Source organism: Psychrobacter sp. Arc9, from assembly GCF_041431295.1.
Taxonomy (GTDB): domain Bacteria; phylum Pseudomonadota; class Gammaproteobacteria; order Pseudomonadales; family Moraxellaceae; genus Psychrobacter.
Genome location: NZ_JASMRK010000035.1, coordinates 1 through 20,188, shown reverse-complemented (window position 1 = coordinate 20,188; position 20,188 = coordinate 1). Strand labels below are relative to the sequence as shown.

The 20,188-nt window shown below is 43.1% G+C and carries 18 protein-coding genes; 13 read left to right on the top strand and 5 right to left on the bottom strand.

Annotated elements, in window-relative coordinates:
- Positions 1-6: 6 nt before the first annotated feature.
- The gene (locus QO187_RS12945; RefSeq protein ID WP_371548560.1) at positions 7-1,494 is read right to left on the bottom strand and encodes a phosphomannomutase CpsG; all 1,488 of its coding nucleotides are present in this window, start codon (positions 1,492-1,494) and stop codon (positions 7-9) included.
- 138 nt (positions 1,495-1,632) lie between these two features.
- Between QO187_RS12945 and mazG the strand changes: the two genes are divergently transcribed.
- The 8 genes from mazG to yjgA all read left to right on the top strand — a co-directional run bounded on the left by mazG (position 1,633) and on the right by yjgA (position 9,235).
- Complete coding sequence (gene mazG / locus QO187_RS12940) at positions 1,633-2,499, top strand: nucleoside triphosphate pyrophosphohydrolase (protein ID WP_102093336.1); 867 nt, start codon at positions 1,633-1,635, stop codon at positions 2,497-2,499.
- A complete protein-coding gene (locus tag QO187_RS12935; protein WP_102093338.1) occupies positions 2,483-2,857 on the top strand; it encodes a ComEA family DNA-binding protein in 375 nt (124 codons plus the stop codon). The genes mazG and QO187_RS12935 overlap by 17 nt, the downstream gene beginning before the upstream one ends.
- Positions 2,858-3,023: 166 nt before the next feature.
- Positions 3,024-5,252 carry a polynucleotide adenylyltransferase PcnB gene (gene pcnB, locus QO187_RS12930; RefSeq protein WP_102093339.1) on the top strand — a complete coding sequence of 743 codons (2,229 nt, stop codon included), beginning with the start codon at positions 3,024-3,026 and terminating at the stop codon, positions 5,250-5,252.
- A gap of 1 nt (position 5,253) precedes the next feature.
- Complete coding sequence (gene folK / locus QO187_RS12925) at positions 5,254-5,775, top strand: 2-amino-4-hydroxy-6-hydroxymethyldihydropteridine diphosphokinase (RefSeq protein WP_101204610.1); 522 nt, start codon at positions 5,254-5,256, stop codon at positions 5,773-5,775.
- 111 nt (positions 5,776-5,886) lie between these two features.
- Positions 5,887-6,687: a 3-methyl-2-oxobutanoate hydroxymethyltransferase gene (gene panB / locus QO187_RS12920; protein WP_102093341.1), complete on the top strand. Its 801-nt coding sequence runs from the start codon at positions 5,887-5,889 to the stop codon at positions 6,685-6,687.
- Between the two features lie 66 nt (positions 6,688-6,753).
- On the top strand, positions 6,754-7,656 hold the full coding sequence (gene panC / locus QO187_RS12915) for a pantoate--beta-alanine ligase (RefSeq protein WP_102093343.1): 903 nt from the start codon (positions 6,754-6,756) through the stop codon (positions 7,654-7,656).
- Between the two features lie 51 nt (positions 7,657-7,707).
- A complete protein-coding gene (gene rapZ / locus QO187_RS12910; protein WP_102093344.1) occupies positions 7,708-8,673 on the top strand; it encodes an RNase adapter RapZ in 966 nt (321 codons plus the stop codon).
- A gap of 49 nt (positions 8,674-8,722) precedes the next feature.
- On the top strand, positions 8,723-9,235 hold the full coding sequence (yjgA, locus tag QO187_RS12905; protein ID WP_057757930.1) for a ribosome biogenesis factor YjgA: 513 nt from the start codon (positions 8,723-8,725) through the stop codon (positions 9,233-9,235).
- Positions 9,236-9,418: 183 nt separating this feature from the next.
- Here the strand turns inward: yjgA and QO187_RS12900 are convergent, their stop codons facing one another.
- Positions 9,419-10,039, bottom strand: coding sequence for a thiol:disulfide interchange protein DsbA/DsbL (locus QO187_RS12900; RefSeq protein ID WP_102091399.1), 621 nt, complete (start codon positions 10,037-10,039; stop codon positions 9,419-9,421).
- A 505-nt stretch (positions 10,040-10,544) separates the two neighbouring features.
- Between QO187_RS12900 and ubiG the strand changes: the two genes are divergently transcribed.
- The 4 genes from ubiG (at position 10,545) to QO187_RS12880 (ending at position 13,487) form a co-directional block, all read left to right on the top strand.
- Positions 10,545-11,372 (top strand): bifunctional 2-polyprenyl-6-hydroxyphenol methylase/3-demethylubiquinol 3-O-methyltransferase UbiG, encoded by an 828-nt coding sequence (gene ubiG, locus QO187_RS12895; protein ID WP_371548556.1) that lies wholly within the window; start codon positions 10,545-10,547, stop codon positions 11,370-11,372.
- Between the two features lie 67 nt (positions 11,373-11,439).
- Positions 11,440-12,150, top strand: coding sequence for an HAD family hydrolase (locus QO187_RS12890; RefSeq protein ID WP_101204604.1), 711 nt, complete (start codon positions 11,440-11,442; stop codon positions 12,148-12,150).
- A 75-nt stretch (positions 12,151-12,225) separates the two neighbouring features.
- Complete coding sequence (locus QO187_RS12885; RefSeq protein WP_371548554.1) at positions 12,226-13,062, top strand: YciK family oxidoreductase; 837 nt, start codon at positions 12,226-12,228, stop codon at positions 13,060-13,062.
- A gap of 158 nt (positions 13,063-13,220) precedes the next feature.
- A complete protein-coding gene (locus tag QO187_RS12880) occupies positions 13,221-13,487 on the top strand; it encodes a DksA/TraR family C4-type zinc finger protein (protein ID WP_101204603.1) in 267 nt (88 codons plus the stop codon).
- A 253-nt stretch (positions 13,488-13,740) separates the two neighbouring features.
- Here QO187_RS12880 and QO187_RS12875 read toward each other — a convergent pair whose 3' ends face one another.
- Positions 13,741-14,973 (bottom strand): GTP-binding protein, encoded by a 1,233-nt coding sequence (locus QO187_RS12875; RefSeq protein WP_228153182.1) that lies wholly within the window; start codon positions 14,971-14,973, stop codon positions 13,741-13,743.
- Positions 14,974-15,052: 79 nt separating this feature from the next.
- Complete coding sequence (ompR, locus tag QO187_RS12870) at positions 15,053-15,811, bottom strand: two-component system response regulator OmpR (protein ID WP_102093351.1); 759 nt, start codon at positions 15,809-15,811, stop codon at positions 15,053-15,055.
- Between the two features lie 378 nt (positions 15,812-16,189).
- On the opposite strand from ompR, the gene QO187_RS12865 reads away from it, so the two are divergent.
- The gene (locus QO187_RS12865; protein WP_102093353.1) at positions 16,190-18,736 is read left to right on the top strand and encodes a Tex family protein; all 2,547 of its coding nucleotides are present in this window, start codon (positions 16,190-16,192) and stop codon (positions 18,734-18,736) included.
- Between the two features lie 105 nt (positions 18,737-18,841).
- On the opposite strand, the gene QO187_RS12860 is transcribed toward QO187_RS12865, so the two are convergent.
- Positions 18,842-19,420 carry a hypothetical protein gene (locus tag QO187_RS12860; RefSeq protein ID WP_102093355.1) on the bottom strand — a complete coding sequence of 193 codons (579 nt, stop codon included), beginning with the start codon at positions 19,418-19,420 and terminating at the stop codon, positions 18,842-18,844.
- Positions 19,421-20,188: the final 768 nt, after the last annotated feature.

Below are 20,188 nucleotides of genomic sequence, written 5' to 3'. Positions count from 1 at the left end.
ATGACTTTATGCTGGTACGGCACCTTGCGTTGCTAGCCATTGCTGTATCTCTTGAGTCTTAGTAGCCAGTAACGGTCGATCGCCGCGACTTTCGATATTCAATCTGATAAGCGGCTCGGTATTCGATGCACGTAGATTGAAGCGCCAGTCACCAAAATTCAGACTTAAACCATCGAGTGTCGATTTAACTGGTTGCTCGTTGCTGAATTTATCTTCAATTGCGCTAATAATTGTTGGTGCGTCATGGGTTGTGAGACGAAAGTTTAGTTCGCCTGAGCTAGGATAGGCGGCAATATAGCCTGTGACCAATTCGGATAGTGTTTTACCAGTGATAGACAACAGCTCAATGGTCAATAACCATGGAATCATGCCACTATCGCAATAGAAGAAGTCTCGGAAATAGTGATGGGCAGACATTTCACCACCGTACACAGCACCTGAGTCCCGCATGACTTGCTTGATAAATGAGTGTCCAGATTTACTAATGACAGCCCTACCATTATGTTCTTCTATCACTGCTTCAGTATTATAAATTACTCGTGGATCATAGACGATTGATTCACTCGGGTATTTGTTTAAAAAAGCTTGAGCGAGCATGCCGACGATATAGCTACCATCAATAAATTCGCCATGTTCATCGAATAGGAAGCAGCGATCAAAGTCACCATCAAAAGCGATGCCCAGATCCGCGTTGTTTTCCAAAACGGCTTGCTGGGTAGCCACTCTATTGGCTTCAATCATTGGGTTGGGGATGCCGTTAGGGAAGCTACCATCTGGTGTATGATGCAATTTAATCACTTCAATCGGTGCATCTGCTTGTTCTAATTTATCGATTAATAAATCGACCACAGGACCTGCACTACCATTGCCTGAATTAACGACCAGTTTGAGTGGTTTTAGTTTATCAGTATCGATAAAAGTCATAACATGATCGATATACGCGCTTTTATCCGTCAATAACTGCAATTTTCCTGATTGATTATCCGTAGTGAACTGCCCAGATTCTGCCAGTGCTTGAATCTCTGCCAGCCCATCATCGGCACTGATTGGTTTTGAATATTCTTTAACCAGTTTTAGGCCATTATAGTTGATAGGATTGTGACTGGCAGTCACTTCGATACCACCTAACGCCTGATAGTGACTGGTAGCAAAATATACTTCTTCAGTACCACTCATGCCCAAATCAATAACATCAACGCCTGCATCAACGATGCCTTTGATAGCGGCTTGTTTTAATTGCTCACTAGAGTGGCGAATATCACTACCGATAACGATAGCAGGTTTTAGAGTTGCTATATCATCGGCTTGGGTTTGAGCTGCTGCCTGATAACGCTGATACAAAATCTGTGCGAACGCGCGCCCGATACGGTAGGAAATCTCTTCATCGAGATTGACCCCAAGCTCACCCCGAATGTCATAGGCTTTAAATGAGCTGATAGTAATAGGGTCGAATGTCGCAGCTGGTTGATAGCTGGTGGTCGCAGAAGTGGACATAATGATAAAGTTCCTCGCGCATGAGCAGTGGTAAAATGAAGAGGTTAGTAGCACAATTATAAGCCAAGCTGTGTTCAATGATACACTAACTATTAGACGAATCATCAAACAACATATAAAACGATAAGAGCCGCCCTTATGAGTATCTCAGACAATAAAATTACCGTGCCTAAGCCTGTACAAGGAACGCCAGACGCCACTGGCCAGCTTGATGATTTGTTAGCGTTGATGGCACGACTAAGAACAGACTGTCCGTGGGACAAAAAGCAAACCAACCATAGCCTTATTCCGTATGCCATCGAAGAGGCTTATGAGCTAGGTGAAGCGGTACAAAGCGAAGATGATGAAGACATCAAAGGTGAGCTTGGCGATGTGCTGCTGCAAGTGGTATTTCATTGTCAGATGTATGCGGAGCAAGGGCGCTTTGATATGAGTGATGTTATCAGCACTTTGCAAGATAAGCTGGTTCGTCGTCATCCGCATGTGTTTGAAGCCGAAACGCTCAAAGACGATGCAGCAGTAAAAGTACGTTGGGACGAAATCAAGCTCGAGGAACAGCAGGCACGCGAAGCACGTGGTAAATCAAAGCGTCGCTTAGATCAAGTCAAAGCGGGTAGCGCATTGATGCAAGCGCAAGATGTACAAAAGCAAGCGTCAAATTTGGGTTTTGATTGGGAAGGTATTACAGGGGCAGTGGATAAGCTAGATGAAGAGATTGCTGAGCTAAAACATGAGCTAACAGATAAGTCTACAACTGAGGTCAAAGCAAATATCAGAGAAGTCGAAAAGGAATTAGGCGACTGTATGTTTGCGCTAGTCAATGTCGCACGTAAACTAAACCTTGATGCAGAGACAGCAACCTTAACCTGCGTACACAAGTTTAAATCTCGCTTTGGTTATATTGAGAAGCAACTAGAACTCGCTGGCAAGCAGTTAGAGGACAGCGACTTAACTGAAATGGATGCACTGTGGGAAGCGGCGAAACAACATGAACGCTCATCGTAAATTTTCATTTGCCAGCTTACTGACGACCACCGCTTTTAGTCTCCTATTGTCTGTGGTCGCACTCAGTAATGCGAATGCAGACCCTTGTTTTGACGACCCTAAACGTGCTTATGAGTATTTGATCGCGAAAGAAACAGCTGTTACACAAGCGCGTGAGCAGAAAGTTATCAATATCAATCGAGCCAATGAAGGCGAGCTGGTTTCGTTAGATGGTATCGGTAGCAGTAAAGCGCAGGCGATAATTTTATATCGTGATATGTTTGGCGATTTTAAGACAGTGGATGAGTTAGCAAAAGTGAAAGGTATCGGTGCAAAAACGGTCGAGAAAAACCAAAGACGTTTAAGCGTGCGCGATTAATGAGGGTGTTTTGCATTAATTAACCCCAATATTGACAAAATAGCATGTAAGTAAATGTCATAACACCCCCAGTAGGTCCAAAATTTGTTAAACTAGCGGGTACATCCGCCTGATAAACGCTGTGTTATTCAGGGGTAGTTAAAGAATACCGGCGAGGAGTAGATGCATGGCCGAGCGTGCCGCCAAGCAGTTAGAACTGAACAAATCTGAATTACCCAATTCCATTACTGAAGTGATTGCCACATTGACCCGTGCTGGGTTTGATGCGTATATCGTCGGTGGTGGTGTGCGCGATACTTTACTAGGTCTGCGCCCGAAAGACTTTGATGCCGTCACCGATGCCAAGCCGCATGAGATTAAAGATGTCTTTGGCAAGCGCTGCCGCATTATTGGTCGCCGCTTCCAGTTAGCGCATGTATATTCAGGTCGCGAGTTGATCGAAGTTGCTACTTTCCGTGGTCCACCAACCAGTGATGCCAATACCAATCAAGACGGTATGATTCTGCGCGACAATGTTTGGGGCGATATCCAACAAGATTTCTCCCGTCGCGATTTCTCTATTAATGCGCTTTATTATCAACCGCTCAAAGGCATCGTCCATGATTTCTGCGGCGCGCTTGATGATATTGATAACAGAATCATTCGTCTATTGGGCAATGCGCCAGTACGTATCGAAGAAGATCCTGTGCGCTTGTTACGTGCCTTACGTTTCAAAGCCAAGTTGGGTTTTGAGTTTGATGAAGCGTTGTCTGCTCAATTCAATGATGGGAACTGGGCGCTACTTGAGCAAATATCACCGCATCGTCTCTATGATGAAACGCAAAAGATGTTTACCGGTGGCTATCTAGTACCTCTATTGCCATTATTGTTTGAATCAGGTGCGATTGATAGTCTCATTATCTATCCACCGTCTGAGCCAAGTGCTTTAGTCAATCAGGTAGCTATCAATACCGATAAGCGTATTGCAGCGGGCAAGAGTATCAACCCTGCGTTCTTCTATGCTGCCTTACTGTGGGAAAATTACCTACATCAATTAGCAAAAGCTAAGAAACGTAATATGCCGTTTGCCGAAGCGCAAATGCATGCGGCTGGCAAAGTCATCGACCGTCAGCGTATCAAAACCGCTATTCCGAAATTTGCTGAGCAATTCATTCGAGATATCTGGATATTGCAGCCAAAACTTGCAGCCCCACGTAGCAAACAGATCGTTCAGCTATCAGAGCATCCGCGTTTCCGTGCGGGCTTTGACTTTTTATTATTACGTGAGCAGTGCGGCGATGCAGAGCATCCGCTATCAGAGTCAACCAACGATATGGGTGACTGGTGGCAGACGTATCAAACCTTGTCTGAACAAGAGCAGCAGCAAGCGATTGATGAATTTGACGAAAATATTCGCCGAGGTGCTTATAAAAAAGGGCAACGTGGTCGCGGACGTAATCGTCAAGAATCAAAAACACAGACTACTGATAATGCAGCACCCAATCAGAACAGTACAAAGCAAAACAAAGCCGATGACCGTGCTGAAAAAGGTAGAAATGACCAAACAATGGTAAATGATTCGTCAAATATTCCAGCCCGTCGCCGCCGCGCTGCAAGTCAATCTAAAGCTGGTCGCACTGACAGTGGTAGACATAACGTGCAGCAAGTAGAGCAAGATAATAACGAGCTTGCTCAGCTACAGCAGTTGTCTCTTGCTAGTAACAAGCAATCGGCAAATCAACAGGTAAAGCCTAAGCCGTTATTTGTTATAGAGCACGAGAACGTTGTGCCACCTTTACAGAAGCAACTGTCAGCTGATAATGCGTCGAAACGTAGTAAAGCACCTGTGCGAAAGCCAGCATCAACCAATCAAGATGCACCAAAGCAAGCGGTTAAGTCTGAACGCTCAAATAACGTTCAGCCGTCTAATACTAATCAGCCAGAAGCTCAAGCTTCAGCTAGTCAGGCTAGACCAGCTCGCTCGATTGCAAGATCACCTGCGCTAGTCAGTATGAACAACGAACCTATCCCGCATAAGCGTCGCCGTCGTCAACCTACTGTAGATAGTACAAGCAATATCGAAGTACAAGGCAGTAACGTTGCGAAGGACAGTAATGACAACGCACAGCCAGCAGCAAAGTATGCGAAAAAAGCGCCTAAACCTGCAGTTGAATCAACTGCTAAAAGCGATACTAAAAGTGTAAAGGAAGTAGGTAGCAAGGCAGTAGATAGCAAAGACGCGGCAAAAACCGCTGCACCTGCGAGAGCCAAAAAATCGGTGAAAGCAACTACTGCAAAGGCTACTAAAGCGAAGCAAGATATGAGTGATCAGATGCCTGCTGTGAAAGTCACTGATAACAAAGGCCCTGTACCATCGAAGCGCCGCCGCCGTCAGCCTAGTACCGAAAGCGCATAATATGGATAATAGTACAGATAATAGTAACTGGGTTACCTGTTATGTGGGCTTGGGTAGCAACCTCGCTAATGAGCTAGGTTCACCTACCGATCACTTGCAGCAGGCGCTTGCAATGATGCAATCACATGAGCAGGTACGTGAGGTAAGTGTCTCTTCTTTTTACGCTTCAGCACCGATGGGTCCGCAAGATCAGCCGGATTTTGTTAATGCAGTAGCTGGTTTTGAGACAACGTTTCCCCCTTATGAGCTGCTTGCTTTTTGTCAGCAGTTAGAGAGTATGGCCAAGCGGGCACGTTTGCGCCGTTGGGGTGAACGTAGTCTGGACGTTGATATTTTGCTATACGGCGAGACACAGATTATTGATCCAATACTGACAATACCGCACGCTGGTTTAAGTGAGCGCAATTTTGTCTTAATACCACTGCGAGAGTTGGCACCAAACTTAACCATCGCCGGTAAGTCGATAGGTGACTATTCCCAAAGTCGTGATTGGACAGGTTTAACATTACTATCAAGCGATTGATTATAAGTAAATGATGCTGAGTGATAGAAGATTGGTCTAAAACATCTCGATCATAGCTAGAATAGTAGCAGTATTGATAATCAAAGGCATTGCAGATTAATTGAGGGTCATATGACGACATTATCTACTCTAAATAAGTTTAAAAAAGACGGCACCAAGTTCACGTGCTTGACCTGTTATGACTCGATGTTTGCACGAATGATGGAAAAAGCCGAGATTGATACGATTTTAATTGGCGATAGCTTGGGCATGGTTGTACAAGGCCATGACTCAACACTACCTGTGACAGTCAACGATATGGCTTATCACACTGCCAATATTGCTCGTAGCAACAAACACGCGTTGATATTGGCTGACCTGCCGTTTATGAGTTATGTGACACTACCAGAAGCCGTCGCCAATAGCCGCACATTAATGCAAGCAGGGGCGCATGTCATAAAAATCGAAGGTGGTAGCGAGCTGTGTGAATTGGTAACGACCTTGGCGCAAGCAGGTACACCAACTTGTGTGCATCTTGGTTTGACTCCGCAATCAGTCAACGTATTTGGCGGTTATAAAATTCAAGGTCGCGGTGATGAGGCGGCTAATAAACTGCTTGCCGATGCCAAAGCAGTCGTCGATGCTGGTGCTGCATTACTAGTACTAGAATGTGTTCCAGCCGCGCTTGCAAAAGCCGTTACTGAAGCTGTTGCCGTGCCAGTTATTGGTATTGGTGCTGGAGCCGATACTGATGGTCAGGTACTGGTGATGCATGACATGCTAGGTATGGCGCATGGCCGAGTGCCACGTTTTGTCCATGACTTTTTAACTGATGAGCGTAATAGCGCACACAGTATCGAAGGTGCTTTTGCGCTCTATCAGCAGTCAGTACGCGAAGGTAGTTTCCCGACTGAGCAGCAACAATTTAGCTGATTTTGACGTTATTAAAGTTATTTACGCTATTGAACAACAGAACGTTTGAATAGAAGAAAAGTAATCATGTCTCCAATTATTTATCATGATATCTCGTCACTACGTGAAGCGCTTCAGCCTTATCGTGGTCAGCAAAGTGACAAACAAGGCCGTCAGCAGCGCATTGCGTTAGTACCAACGATGGGTAATCTGCATGACGGTCATCTTGAGCTAGTAAAGATTGCCAAACAGCATGCAGATGTAGTGGTGGTCAGTATCTTCGTTAACCCCACTCAGTTTGGCGTTGGGGAAGATTTTGACAGCTATCCGCGTACACTAGATGCAGATGTGGCTAAGCTTGCGACAGTGAATGCAGATTACGTATTTGCACCTAGTATTGATGCAATGTATCCAGTATTACCACCACCTACTGCTGTATTAGCTGGTGCTGTTGCCAATCAGTTATGTGGTCAATCACGTCCTGGACACTTTGATGGTGTTGGTATTGTTGTCGCTAAACTATTCAATATCTTACAACCAGATGTGGCAGTATTTGGACAAAAAGACTATCAGCAGCTTGCTATTATTAAGCAGTTGGTACGTGACTTGAGTTATCCTATTAATATCATTGGTGCGCCTATTGTTCGTGCTGATGATGGCTTAGCGCTATCATCTCGTAATCAATACTTAAGTGCAAATGAGCGTCAAGTTGCCCCTGTATTACATCAAGCATTGCAAGAATTAGCGCAGAGTTTGAAAAGTACGGCTCTTAGTCAGCAAGCATTTGATAAGCTATTAGTAGATACGCGGACACGTATTAGTGACGCAGGTTTTATTATTGATTATCTGGAAGTAAAGACTGAGGAGTTAGGTTCTGTCGTAAGTGACTCTAAAACCTTTAATACAGAGAACAAAAACATCGTTATTTTAGTTGCAGCATGGCTAGGAAAGGCGCGTTTGTTAGACAATCAATTGGTAGTGGTAAATTAGCTTTTATGACGTAGCAGTAGACTAGATACAATAGACTTGGATGAGTAGATCATGGGTGTAAGTCAGGATCAAAATAGTAATGCGGCAGCAACGATAGCGGATCAGACGTCTACGAATAAGCTCAGTATACTGGTGGTCTCAGGGCGTTCAGGATCTGGTAAAACCTCAGTATTGAATATCTTAGAAGATCTAGGCTATTACTCTATTGATAATCTGCCGCTGTCTTTGTTACCTAATGCCGCTCATAAACTGGTCAATGAAAGCGGCATTCATCGTATTGCGCTGGGTGTCGATATTCGAACGCCACGTGCTGATTTATCTAACTTTGCAGTAACGTATGCTTCTCTCAAGGAAACTTATGGGTCTCATGCGGTACAAATTTTATATGTGACTGCACAAGAGAGTACGCTGATAGCCCGTTTCAATGCGACACGCCGTGTACATCCGCTAATGTCTCAAGATATTGATAGTGACAATGCTAAGCATATTGCCTTTAATTTACCTGCTGCTATCAAAAAAGAAGTTGAGCTATTAGAGCCAATTGCTGGTCATGCTGATATTAGGATTGATACCAGTAGCCTAAATATTCATCAGTTAAAAGACAGCTTGCGTGAACACATAGGCATGGACAATCAGATTGTCATCAATCTACTGTCTTTCGGTTTTAAATACGGTAGCCCTATCGATGCTGACTTTGTATTCGATGTTAGAATTTTACCGAATCCGCATTGGAACCCTGAGTTACGTGACTCGACAGGATTGGATACCGAAGTAGGCGCATTCTTCTCAGATTATCCAGAAGTAGCAGAAATGATGAATGACATTGATAAGTTTTTAACTCGTTGGCTACCAGAGTTTTTGCACAATAATCGTCATACGGTCACAGTTGCCATAGGCTGTACGGGCGGAAAACATCGCTCTGTTTTTATCACTGATCATCTACAACGCCGCCTTGCTGACGCCATGCCTAAAGGCGTGAAGGTATTGGCAAAACACCGCGAAAAAAGTCGTTGGTAGTGATGTCAGATACTATTTAATTTATTAATTATTATTTTGGAAAGCTTTTATGATTGACTGGAAAGAACAGGATATGCGCGTCTCGCGCACAGAACTCAAAAAAGCCCATGAGCGCTTACAGCAGTTATCTATACCGCTTGCTAGCTTATCGAAAAAACAGCTAAAAGCTTTACCTGCCAGTGATTATTTTATGGCGGAGCTAATGGCACTTGCTGATATTACCAGTGCCAATGCCCGCAATCGTCAGACCAAACGTGTTGGTAAGCTGATGATTGAAGAAAATCGCCATGAGCTGATAAAGGCGTTATTTGATGCCTTCTTTCCTAAAGAGCAAGTCTCAAAAATAGAGAGCTGGTACGAGCGTCTAAATATCAATGATGAAGGTACGCTCAAGCAGTTTGTGAAGCAATATAAAGCTTCTGAGCACCACAGTATGTATCAGTTGCTGTTGTGGATAGAATATGCCAAACATATGCAAGACGATGAGTTGCTAGCAGAATCTAAAGCAGATTTGGCGAGTTATATTCGTGAAGTGGCTATTTTGTCGCAGCTGAAAAAATAATACCTACACCAAGCTAGAAGGTTATTAATTGAAAGATTATTAGTTGACAGGTTAGTAGTTAAAAAATGAATAGCTAAAATGTTAAGATGCAAAAAAGCCAATCAATTTATGATTGGCTTTTTTGTGCATGACGTACGGATGTACTGTGCGTTATGTCTATTATTCAAGTATTTATTGCTTGAGTTATTTCTTTTCAGCACGGGCTTTGTCGACCAAGTAGTCGACGACTTTAGGTACTTTAGCACTCTCACCAGTGACTACATATTTGCCTTGCACCACCACAGCTGGTACGCCAGAAAGCTGATAACGTTTAGCGCCTTCTTGTGAGCGACCAATTTTTGTACCAACAGCGAATGAGTTATATAGGCTGTTAAATTTCTTTTCATTCACGCCTTTTGACGCGTACCATTTGCTCAATGATGATTGATCAAACAGTTTTTTACCATCTTTGTGGATAGCATCAAATAATGCAGAATGAGTTTTGTCTTCGAACCCTAAAAGCTGAGCCGCATAAAAACCGCGTGCATTGGCTTCCCAAACAGGGTTAAGTGCCGCTGGTGTTTTGAAGAATACGACATCTTTGTCTTTAGTCTTTGCCCATTTTTCCATATGCGGATCAAGCACATTACAATGTGGGCAACCATACCAAAAGAATTCACGAACAATGATAGCATCACCGCTGATTTTCTCTGGGTTGTCTAGCACACGGTAATCTTTTCCAGCGACATAGTCTGCAGCTTGTGCGCCCATAGAGGCAAGTCCAATGGCCATGGCTAGACCAGTCAGTGTGATGACACGTTTCATACTTTATCCTTGAGGTGTGGAGACTTAGAATGGGTTAAGAGGTTTGTGTCTATATGGTTGTTAAACATGTGACACTTTAAAATATATAGCTTTTAAAGCGTCTAAACAAGACAGTGTCGAGTATAATCGAACAATAGCAAAGTATCGACTATGATAACGTAAAATGTATGTACTTGTGAATCGCATTCTTAACCGATAGTTGTAAAGCTGTTAGCTATTATTTAAGGTATATTGCTTGTTACTTTTTGAATCTACTGTTTCTCAAGTGTCTGCTTTATTTCTATATGGAACTTAAGAGATTCAAAAGTATCAGAATGCGATATTGTCACAAGGATACGTATCTTTTCTATATCAAGATACTGCCCAAAAAACAGGGTAAAGTTTAAGCCTATTCACAATCGCTGACGATGTGCTTACGACAAAACTGCTACTCTCATGCTAATATTAAGCACATAATCATGCACTGTAAACGATAATAACGATAGTGACAATCAAGGAATATACCATGAGCTCTGCTTTAAATTCTTCATCAACTTCAAATGATCAAAATAATAATAGCGCTTTCAATAGTACAGAGTCTACCACCATCAACGTAGATCCTAGCGAAGTCGAAAAATTTAATAACTTGGCGAGTGAGTGGTGGAGCAACACAGGGGCGTTTGCAACGCTACACGAGATCAATCCATTACGTTTAAACTGGATAGAAGAAAACGTCAAACGTGGCTATCAAAACGATGCTAATAAAACCACTGAGCAAGGACTTTCTGGCAAAAAAGTACTCGACGTAGGGTGCGGCGGCGGAATATTGTCAGAATCTATGGCACGCCGCGGTGCTGATGTGACAGGAATTGATTTAGGTACAGAAAACCTAAAAGCTGCTGCGTTACATGCAGAGCAAAGCCAGTTAGAGAATACGCTTCGCTATCAGCATATACCTGTTGAAGAGTTAGCAAAAACGCAGGCTGGTCAGTTTGACGTGGTGACTTGCATGGAGATGCTAGAGCACGTGCCAGATCCTAGTTCGATTGTGCAGGCTTGTTATGAGTTGTTAGCTCCTGGCGGTGTCTGTGTACTATCAACGATTAATCGCAATCCTAAGTCTTATCTGTTTGCCATCGTTGGTGCAGAGTATGTACTGCGGTTGCTTGATCGCGGCACCCATGACTATGCCAAATTTATCACGCCAGCAGAATTAGACAAAATGGCACTCAATACTGGATTTGTTCGTCAGGATATTATCGGTTTGCATTATAATCCGCTGACCAAACGCTACTGGCTTGCCCAAAATGTCGATGTTAATTATATGATAGCCGTACAAAAGCCATTGGTTTAATGCTGCACGCAGCCATTTATTTGCCATACTTTCACTAAACACGTCATCAATCTCAAGAGCATTCACTATGACCCAATTTGTAAAAGCTGTTTTATTTGACCTTGATGGGACATTAATCGATACTGCTGCTGATTTTGTTCGTATCATTGGTAAAATGAGTCTCGAAAATGACTGGCAGGCACCGCCTGAAGCGGAAATCCGCGAGCAAGTCTCTGCGGGTGCCTCGGCCATGGTGCAATTGATGCTAAGACATAACGATCAACTCGAAGTCAGCGAGGAAGCATTGCTTGAGTTTCGTCAGCAGTTCTTAGATGATTATGAAGCAGATATCTGTGTCGATAGCTGCGTGTTTCAGGCGCTTGAAGCGGTACTGACTGAACTTGAAGCAAAGGGTGTGCCGTGGGGTATCGTTACCAACAAGCCGCGTTATTTAGCTGAAAAGCTATTAAGTGAGATGCAACTGGATCAACGCTGTGCGGTTTTGGTCTGTCCAGATGACGTATCACGTACCAAACCAGACCCAGAGCCAATGTACATGGCGCTAGAAAAACTCGGTATTCCGCGAGGGGCTGCAGGCTGCGTACTTTATGTCGGTGACCATGTACGTGATATTGAAGCTGGCAACGCTGCTGGCATGCCAACGATTTTGGCCGCTTATGGATATATTCCACCTGAAGATCAAAAGTCTTTGAAAAAATGGGGCGCCGACTATATTACGGATACGCCTGAGCAGCTAAATAAATTGCTGCTATCGTCTGGTAAGTTTGAGTATTTATAGACTGCTATATATCACCAGATTTACAACCATAAGCACATATCCTCAACGATTTAATGATAAGTAGTGAGTAATGCCATGAGTGACAATAATAATCAACCAGTCGATCCACAAGACAATAAAAAAACGGTTCAAAGTCCTATTCAGCCTTTGACTCATGATGATATTCGTAGCTTTGTACCGTCAAGTAACTGCTTAGATGGTAAGACTATTTTGGTGACTGGAGCAGGGGATGGTATTGGCCGTGTTGCTGCATTGACCTATGCTCGTTATGGCGCCACTGTCTTATTGTTAGGCCGCACTAGTAGCAAGCTTGAGTACGTCTACGATGAGATTGAGAGTCTTGGTGGTAAGCAGCCTGCTATGTTGCCGATGAACTTAGAAGGGGCGACTTATGCCGAAATGCAGCAGCTCGAAGGGCTAATTAATAAAGAAGTCGGCCAGTTAGATGGTATCTTGCATAATGCTGGTATATTAGGACAATTAACGCCGCTTGAAATGTATGACGTCGATACTTTCGCCCAAGTGATGAAAGTCAATTTCACAGCGACTTTTATGCTGACTCAAGCGCTATTGCCGCTATTAAAAGATGCTGATCATGGGTCTGTTGTCTTTACCTCTAGCACTGTAGGTACACATCCTCGCGCATTTTGGGGTGCTTATGCACTTTCTAAACAAGCAGTAGAAGGGATGAGTGATATCTTTACTCAAGAGACGCAGAACACAACCAATCTACGTTTTAACTGCGTTAATCCAGGTGGTACTCGTACCAATATGCGTGCGCATGCGTATCCAGGTGAAAACCCTATGAGCTTAAAAACACCTGAAGATATCATGGCAGGCTATGTCTGCCTGATGAGTGATGAGAGCATTGGCGTACGAGGTCAGGTCATTGAGCTACAACCAAAAGACTAGTAGCAAAGTTTTAAGGTGAGTCAAAATAATTACGTCATTCTTTATTGATGGTTTTATACACTATCGCAGGTTGCAATTAACCATAGCTAGCCCCATCTATTTGTTATTAAAGACATTTGTATTGTCTAATTATAATGAATGAAAAATAGGATAAAATTATGGCAGGTGGCTGGTCAAGAGATGGTGCTGAGCACGAACAAATGGATGCAACGGTCAATGATGCATTGGAACGCGCGCGACGTTCGTTACCGACAGGTGTGAGTGCTGAGCTGTGTGACGAATGTGGTAAGCCTATTCCAGAGGCAAGGCGACTGGCAGTGCCCGGTATTCAGCACTGCGTTAGCTGTCAGACGGAGCTTGAACAAGAAGCAAAAGCGGCTGAACTGTTTAACCGTCGTGGTAGTAAAGACAGTCAGTTGCGTTAAACAATAGTTAGGGCGTGTCCTCAATTCAATCGATAGTCATCTAAATGGGTTAAAAATGGCTAAATCTTGCCAAACGGCGTCAAATAGCTGACTAATATCTCGATATTATCTGCGCTATTTTCCTTGTTTGACTGCGACTTATCTCATTTTTATCACCATTTTTAAAATGAGGACACGCCCTAGTTGCGTTGAAAAAAGAAAGGGCGGACATTGCTAGATAAAATAGCAATGTCTGCCCTTTTTTTGTCTGTTGCTATATAACCAGTGCCATCAGTTCGCGATCGCACTCTTCCCAATCTATCAATACTGATGACGCTTTGGCACCATTCTCAGTTTCTGATTTTTCTGTAGCTGTATCGACAGTATTGTCTAATTGCAAAATAATTTCCAATCGACTATCCGTCTGTGGGTCGATGGTTCTGGTAGTTAGACTACCAGGGTTAAAATTGATCTGCATCCAGCCATCAGAAGTATGTACCACGCCTTTAATGCGTTGCCAGTTTGGCAATGCTAACAACCAATTCTGTAAATCGTCAGCGTTTAGTATGTAGTGAGCGGGTAGGCGCCATCCAGCCAATTGAAAATCTTGCTGCTCTTCATGGTAGCGATAGGGCAGGTCACTATCAGTATTGGCCTGAGCTTCGGTCTCATCGGTAGATGAACTCGATGATAGTACAGTTGTTAAAGAGCTGGCTGGAGACTGTAAACCAATCATCGATTTTTTAGGATTAGAGATACTGATTTTTCGTTGATTCGAAATGATAGAGCTATGCCGATTCAGTTGGTCGTTTAAAGTAGACGAGTATGCATCTGCTACAAGTTTATTTGCTACAAACTTATCTGATGAATGGACATCTGATGAGTCTGTTATTTCAGGTGCCGTTAGTCCTGATGCTGCCCAAATAATTTTTACTTGTGAATTTAGCTTGGTTATCCATTCTACTAAAGCTTGTTTTTCACTAGTATCTAATTGGGTATAACGATTGATTATCAGCACATCGGCATCACGGACATGCGCTTGGAAACCATCATGGTCACGATACTTAATCTGTTGCCACTGCTCGCCACTCAACACAGTTATCACAGCATTCATTTTTAGGGCAGTTTGCCAATGCGGCGCACTGAGTTGTAGTATCAGCTCACGTGGATGAGCCAAACCTGTGGGCTCAATGAGTAATCGCTGCGGATGATGTTCACTGAGCAGGCGACTGATTGCAATCTGTAAGGATAGCTGACTGGTGCAGCAAATACAGCCACCACTGACTTCACGAATGGCGATGTTCTTTTGCTCAAGAGTGTTATCTTGGGAGCTGGCTAGGAGTGCGCCATCAATACCGATACGGCCAAACTCATTGATTAGGAGAGCCCATCGCTCGTCATCAGGTTTCGAGGCCAGTAACTGATTAATTACGGTGGTTTTGCCAGCACCTAAAAACCCTGTCACTAACGTGCAGGGTATGTTTTGAAAAATAATTGGGTTTTTCACAAATAGGCTCATCATATTGGCACGTGTTTGTGAATAAACAAACACGGCCTATATTAAAAAAAACTAGATCAGTCAAAAGTTATTCACTCTTGATGGTTTCTACCTCAGCTTCATCAGGAACGAACACATAACCAACGCCCCAAACAGTTTGGATATAACGCGCCTGTGAAGGGTTGTCTTCAATCAGGCGACGCAGACGTGATACTTGGACGTCGATAGAACGCTCCATTGCACCCCATTCACGACCACGAGCAAGGTTCATCAATTTATCACGGGTCAATGGCTCACGTGGATGCTGTACCAATGCCTTTAGTACTGAAAACTCACCTGTCGTCAACGTCACTACGTTACCATCACGTTTGAGGGTACGAGTCGATAGATCTAACGTCCACGGACCAAATTCAACCACTTCTAGCTGATGACTTGGTGCACCTGGTAGCTCACGGTTTTGACGACGCAGTACAGCTTTGATACGAGCCAATAGCTCTTTTGGGTTAAAAGGCTTAGGTAGATAATCATCTGCACCCGCTTCTAGACCTGCGATACGGTCAGCATCGCCACCCTTAGCAGTAAGCATAATGATAGGAATATCTGCATTGTCTTCACGCAGACGCTTACAGATACTGATACCGTCTTCGCCTGGTAGCATCAAATCGAGCACGACTAAAGAGAAAAGCTCACGTTGCATGAGTTTGTCCATCTGACTGCCGTCATGAGCGGTACGAACGACAAAACCGTCGTCTTCTAGGAAGCGTTGCAACAAAGAGCGCAGACGAGCGTCATCATCGACGACTAAAATACGCTGAGTCAACGTGTCAGGGCTGTTGTTATCAGTCATACAGGCATCCTTTTATAAAAATTATTGTTATCAGAAACTACAAGTAAATAGCTATGAGCAAAAACACTGCCATTAATTATCATTATTTAATTATTGGTTACGAATAAGCACTTCATAAAATTAAAAACTATTGTTCAATATGTCAGCACATATCAATATTTGTGTTATTGATACTTTAGTGTATAAGATTGCACCGAGAATTGCATCACCCATGATAATAAATGCTGTATGCGTTTGTTTAACAAGTCCACAGGATGTGTGATATAGAAAGATTTGCGTCCTAAAATGCGCAATAAATAACGAAAAGATAAAAAGGATTTTTATTCATGCAGCTTTTGCTATAATGCAAAGCTACATTTCTCAACGATTGATACGTATATGAGTAGCACTGATACCTTAACGTCATCTCAAACCTCGACAAATGCACAGGTTTTAGATGCAACCACACACGCGAATATTCACGACAAGCTTGCTCGCGCGCTTGGCATTAAGACTGCTCAAGTCAATGCGTTTGTCAAACTTTATGATGAAGGCGCGACGGTTCCTTTTATTGCGCGTTACCGCAAAGAAAAGACTCAGAATCTTGATGATGCGCAGTTGCGTGCTTTAGAGAAGTCTCTTAATTATGAGCGTGACATGGCAACACGTCGCCTCAAAATTACTGAGCTGCTAAGCACACAGGGCAATCTGACCGATGAGCTACAGACGCGTATCGATAATGCGACGTCTAAGCTTGAGCTTGAAGACATCTATCTGCCATATCGTCCGCGTCGTCGTTCACCTGCTGCCAAAGCTCGCGCCGCTGGTCTTGATACTGCTGCCCAAGCGGTCTTGACCCAAGAAATCACCCCGATGGATGCCTTGGCTGATTATCAAGTCCAGTCAAGTATCACTGATGACAGTGGTAATGAAATCGAAGTTGATTTTAGCGATATCGAAAAACAACTCGCTGGCGTACAAGCAATTATCGTTGATGAATGGACACAAGCATTGGGCTTGTTGGACAACTTGCGCAGTGGTTTTGCTAATACTGCCAGTATCGTATCGAGCGTTGCGAGCGAAGAAAAGCGCGAAGTTGGCGAGAAATTCAAAGACTACTTTGAACATAGCGAAAGCCTTGCTCGACTGCCAAATCATCGCCTATTAGCAATGTTACGCGGTCGTCAAGAAAACGTCTTGGGTCTAAAAATTGAAGGCGAAGACGCACCATTTATCGAAAAAATTATCAATCATTTCGATGTCGATGCTAAAGCGCCAGCAGCACGCCGTGAGTTTTTGGCAGAGGCAGCCAGTAGCTTGTGGAAAGACAAATGGCGTCCGCATATCGAGCACCGCTTGTTAACTGAAAAGCGCTTAGCCGCAGAAGCGGATGCGATTGATGTGTTCGCTAGCAATTTACAGCATTTGCTAATGTCTGCACCTGCAGGTCCTAAAGTGATCTTAGGTGTCGATCCTGGTATCCGTCATGGCGTAAAAATGGCTATCGTCGATGCGCAAGGTCATGTCATGTCAGATAGCGAAGATAAACCTGTCATCGCGACAGTGTATCCGTTTGCACCTGATAATAAGATGGATGAAGCCAAGAAAGTCATCGATGCGCTGTTGAGCACTTATAACGTTGATTTGGTCGCTATCGGTAATGGTACGGCAAGTCGCGAAACAGATGCGATGATCAAAGAGATTTTGGCTGCGAACGATGCACTAACAGCCAAAGCGGTTATCGTTAATGAGTCGGGCGCGTCTGTTTATTCAGCGAGTGAACTTGCTAGTGATGAGCTTGCCAATCTAGACGTTTCTGTACGCGGCGCGGTTTCTATTGCGCGTCGCTTGCAAGATCCATTGTCAGAGCTTGTTAAAGTTGATCCAAAAGCCATTGGCGTGGGTCAATATCAGCATGACGTCAATCAAAACCAGCTTGCAGACAGTCTGGATAAAGTAACTCAAGATAGCGTGAATGCGGTGGGTGTGGATGTAAATACAGCCAGTCCAGCTATCTTGGCTCACATCGCAGGTCTTAACCGCAATGTGGCGCAGCAAATCGTCACCTATCGCAAAGAGCATGGTGCATTTAATAGCCGTGAAGCGCTTAAAAACGTCCCACGTCTAGGCGCTAAGACATTTGAGCAAGCAGCCGGTTTCTTGCGTATTCATAATGGTAGCAATCCATTAGATGCCACTGGTGTGCATCCAGAGAGCTACGCATTGGTCGATAGTTTACTCGTACAAGCGGGCAAGTCACTGTCAGAAGTTATCGGTAATGATGGCGTGTTAAATACGATTGATACGACTACACTGGCTGCTAACGACGATAATGTCAGCGTAAAAGCGATTATCGAAGAGCTAGCTAAACCTGCTCGCGATCCTCGTCCTGAGTTTAAAACGGCCAATTTCCGTGATGACGTCAATAGTATTAAAGATTTGAGCGAAGGCATGACCTTAGAAGGGGTAGTCACCAACGTAACGGCCTTTGGCTGTTTCGTTGATGTGGGTGTCCATCAGGATGGTCTGGTACATATCTCGCAGATGGCCAATGACTTTGTCGCCGATCCTATGAACCGTGTCAAACCTGGCGATATCGTATCGGTACGGGTTATCTCTATCGATGAAAAACGTGGTCGTATCGGCTTTAGCATGAAACCTGAATCTGAAAAACCTGTCCGTACGGCTGCCAAGTCTACGACAGCTAGTACAGATGGTGAGAAAACCAGTCGTCCACGCAACAATAATGCAAATAGTGACCGTCCAAATAATAGCCGTCCAGCTGCTGACAAACGTCCGTCTAAGCCACGTGGCAAGCGTCAGGATAGAGACAACGCGAGCAATCGTAGTAAGCCAGTAAAAAATGATAAAGCTGAAGCCCCAAGTAAAATGGGTACACTCGGTGCTTTATTACAAGAAGCTGGTGTGACTAAAAATAAGAAATAAATACTGCTAAAATTTATAATCATGTACAATAAAAAGGCAGCCATATGGCTGCCTTTTTATATAAGTAGTACGCTTACAAACTAATCAAATAAACTAACTATCTGCTTAGCGTGATACAGCGATACGACGATTCTCTTTAAACTGAACGTTTGCTGGCTGAGTAGCTAATAACTCACCACGCTTGTCTTTTTTCTTTTCTTGCAAGGTACTAGTAGCATTTGCCGTTTTATTGTTAGAAGCGGCTTCACCAGCGATTAAAGGCTGATAGTCTGCATTGCTGTGTTGCATGTTAAGCGCTTGAGCGTTCTGTACAGGAGCCTGAGCGGTTGTAGCATTAGTCATTGCTGCCGCATTGGTTGTTGCCTGAGCGTTATTCATCAAAGCTGCGTTATCATTGCTTGCTTCATTATCCATATCGTCAGTTTCGTCGTTCATTTCATCTGCTTCATTATTCATGTCCATATCGACATCAGCAGTGTTTGACTCTTCGACATCTACAGCGCCAGGTTGAGTCGCTAGCAACTCACCATCAGGACCTTCTATTTCGGCCTGTACAGTGCTCTCGACAGCAGCATTACGCATATCTGCTGGCATTAGATCGCTATTGTTAACGGGTGCTGCCATTGCCATAGTTGGTAATACAAGGCTGGCGCCGACGATTAGTGATAAAACATTCTTTTTCATTATAAAACTCCATGATACATTATTAGCAATAGTTAAAAACGATAACTCATATTTAATGATGAGCTGTTTTTATTCAAACGTGTCTGTAAATACTGTATGCAAATTATCAACGATGTAGTTCATATTTCAGTAGCAAACTCATTAAGGTTCTAACAGTTTAATGTTTTCTTGTGACGTTATGAAACTGCTATACTTAAAGTTTAGCTAATATTTTAACTTCTATATTTTTCAAAGGCTTATTAGTAGCAAAGGTTGATTGTGTTATTACAACTGTTAATAAGTGAGTCTGCTAATAATAAATATCTACCGACGTCTCTAGTATTGAGAATATGAATATTTGATTGCTCATAGTTGTTATTTGAACTTAGATAACTGTTATTAATAGTTTTTTGAGTGCTATTTGTCAGCATTATAGAGACTTCTATCAACAGTTTTTATTTATAGTTCAAAACCAGTATTTAGATAATTCTTAAATTCTATTGTATAAACTTTTTAATAACATATACTTCATTAAACTAATGTTTGCATATAATTTTTCTACAATATTTATAAAATGACAGTAGCAATATTAGATTAGTAGTTAGTATCATAAAGTATTAAATAATTGGGAAACAGAAACATTGTTCACCAAAAAAATACGTTATTCTTTATTTAATTCTCTTCTGAATTTTAGAGTAGACAATAAAAAAACGGGAGTTTCCTAAAAACTGTGTAACTGCTTATAATCCAATAACAGGAGAATAAGCAATGACTACTCAATCTGACATT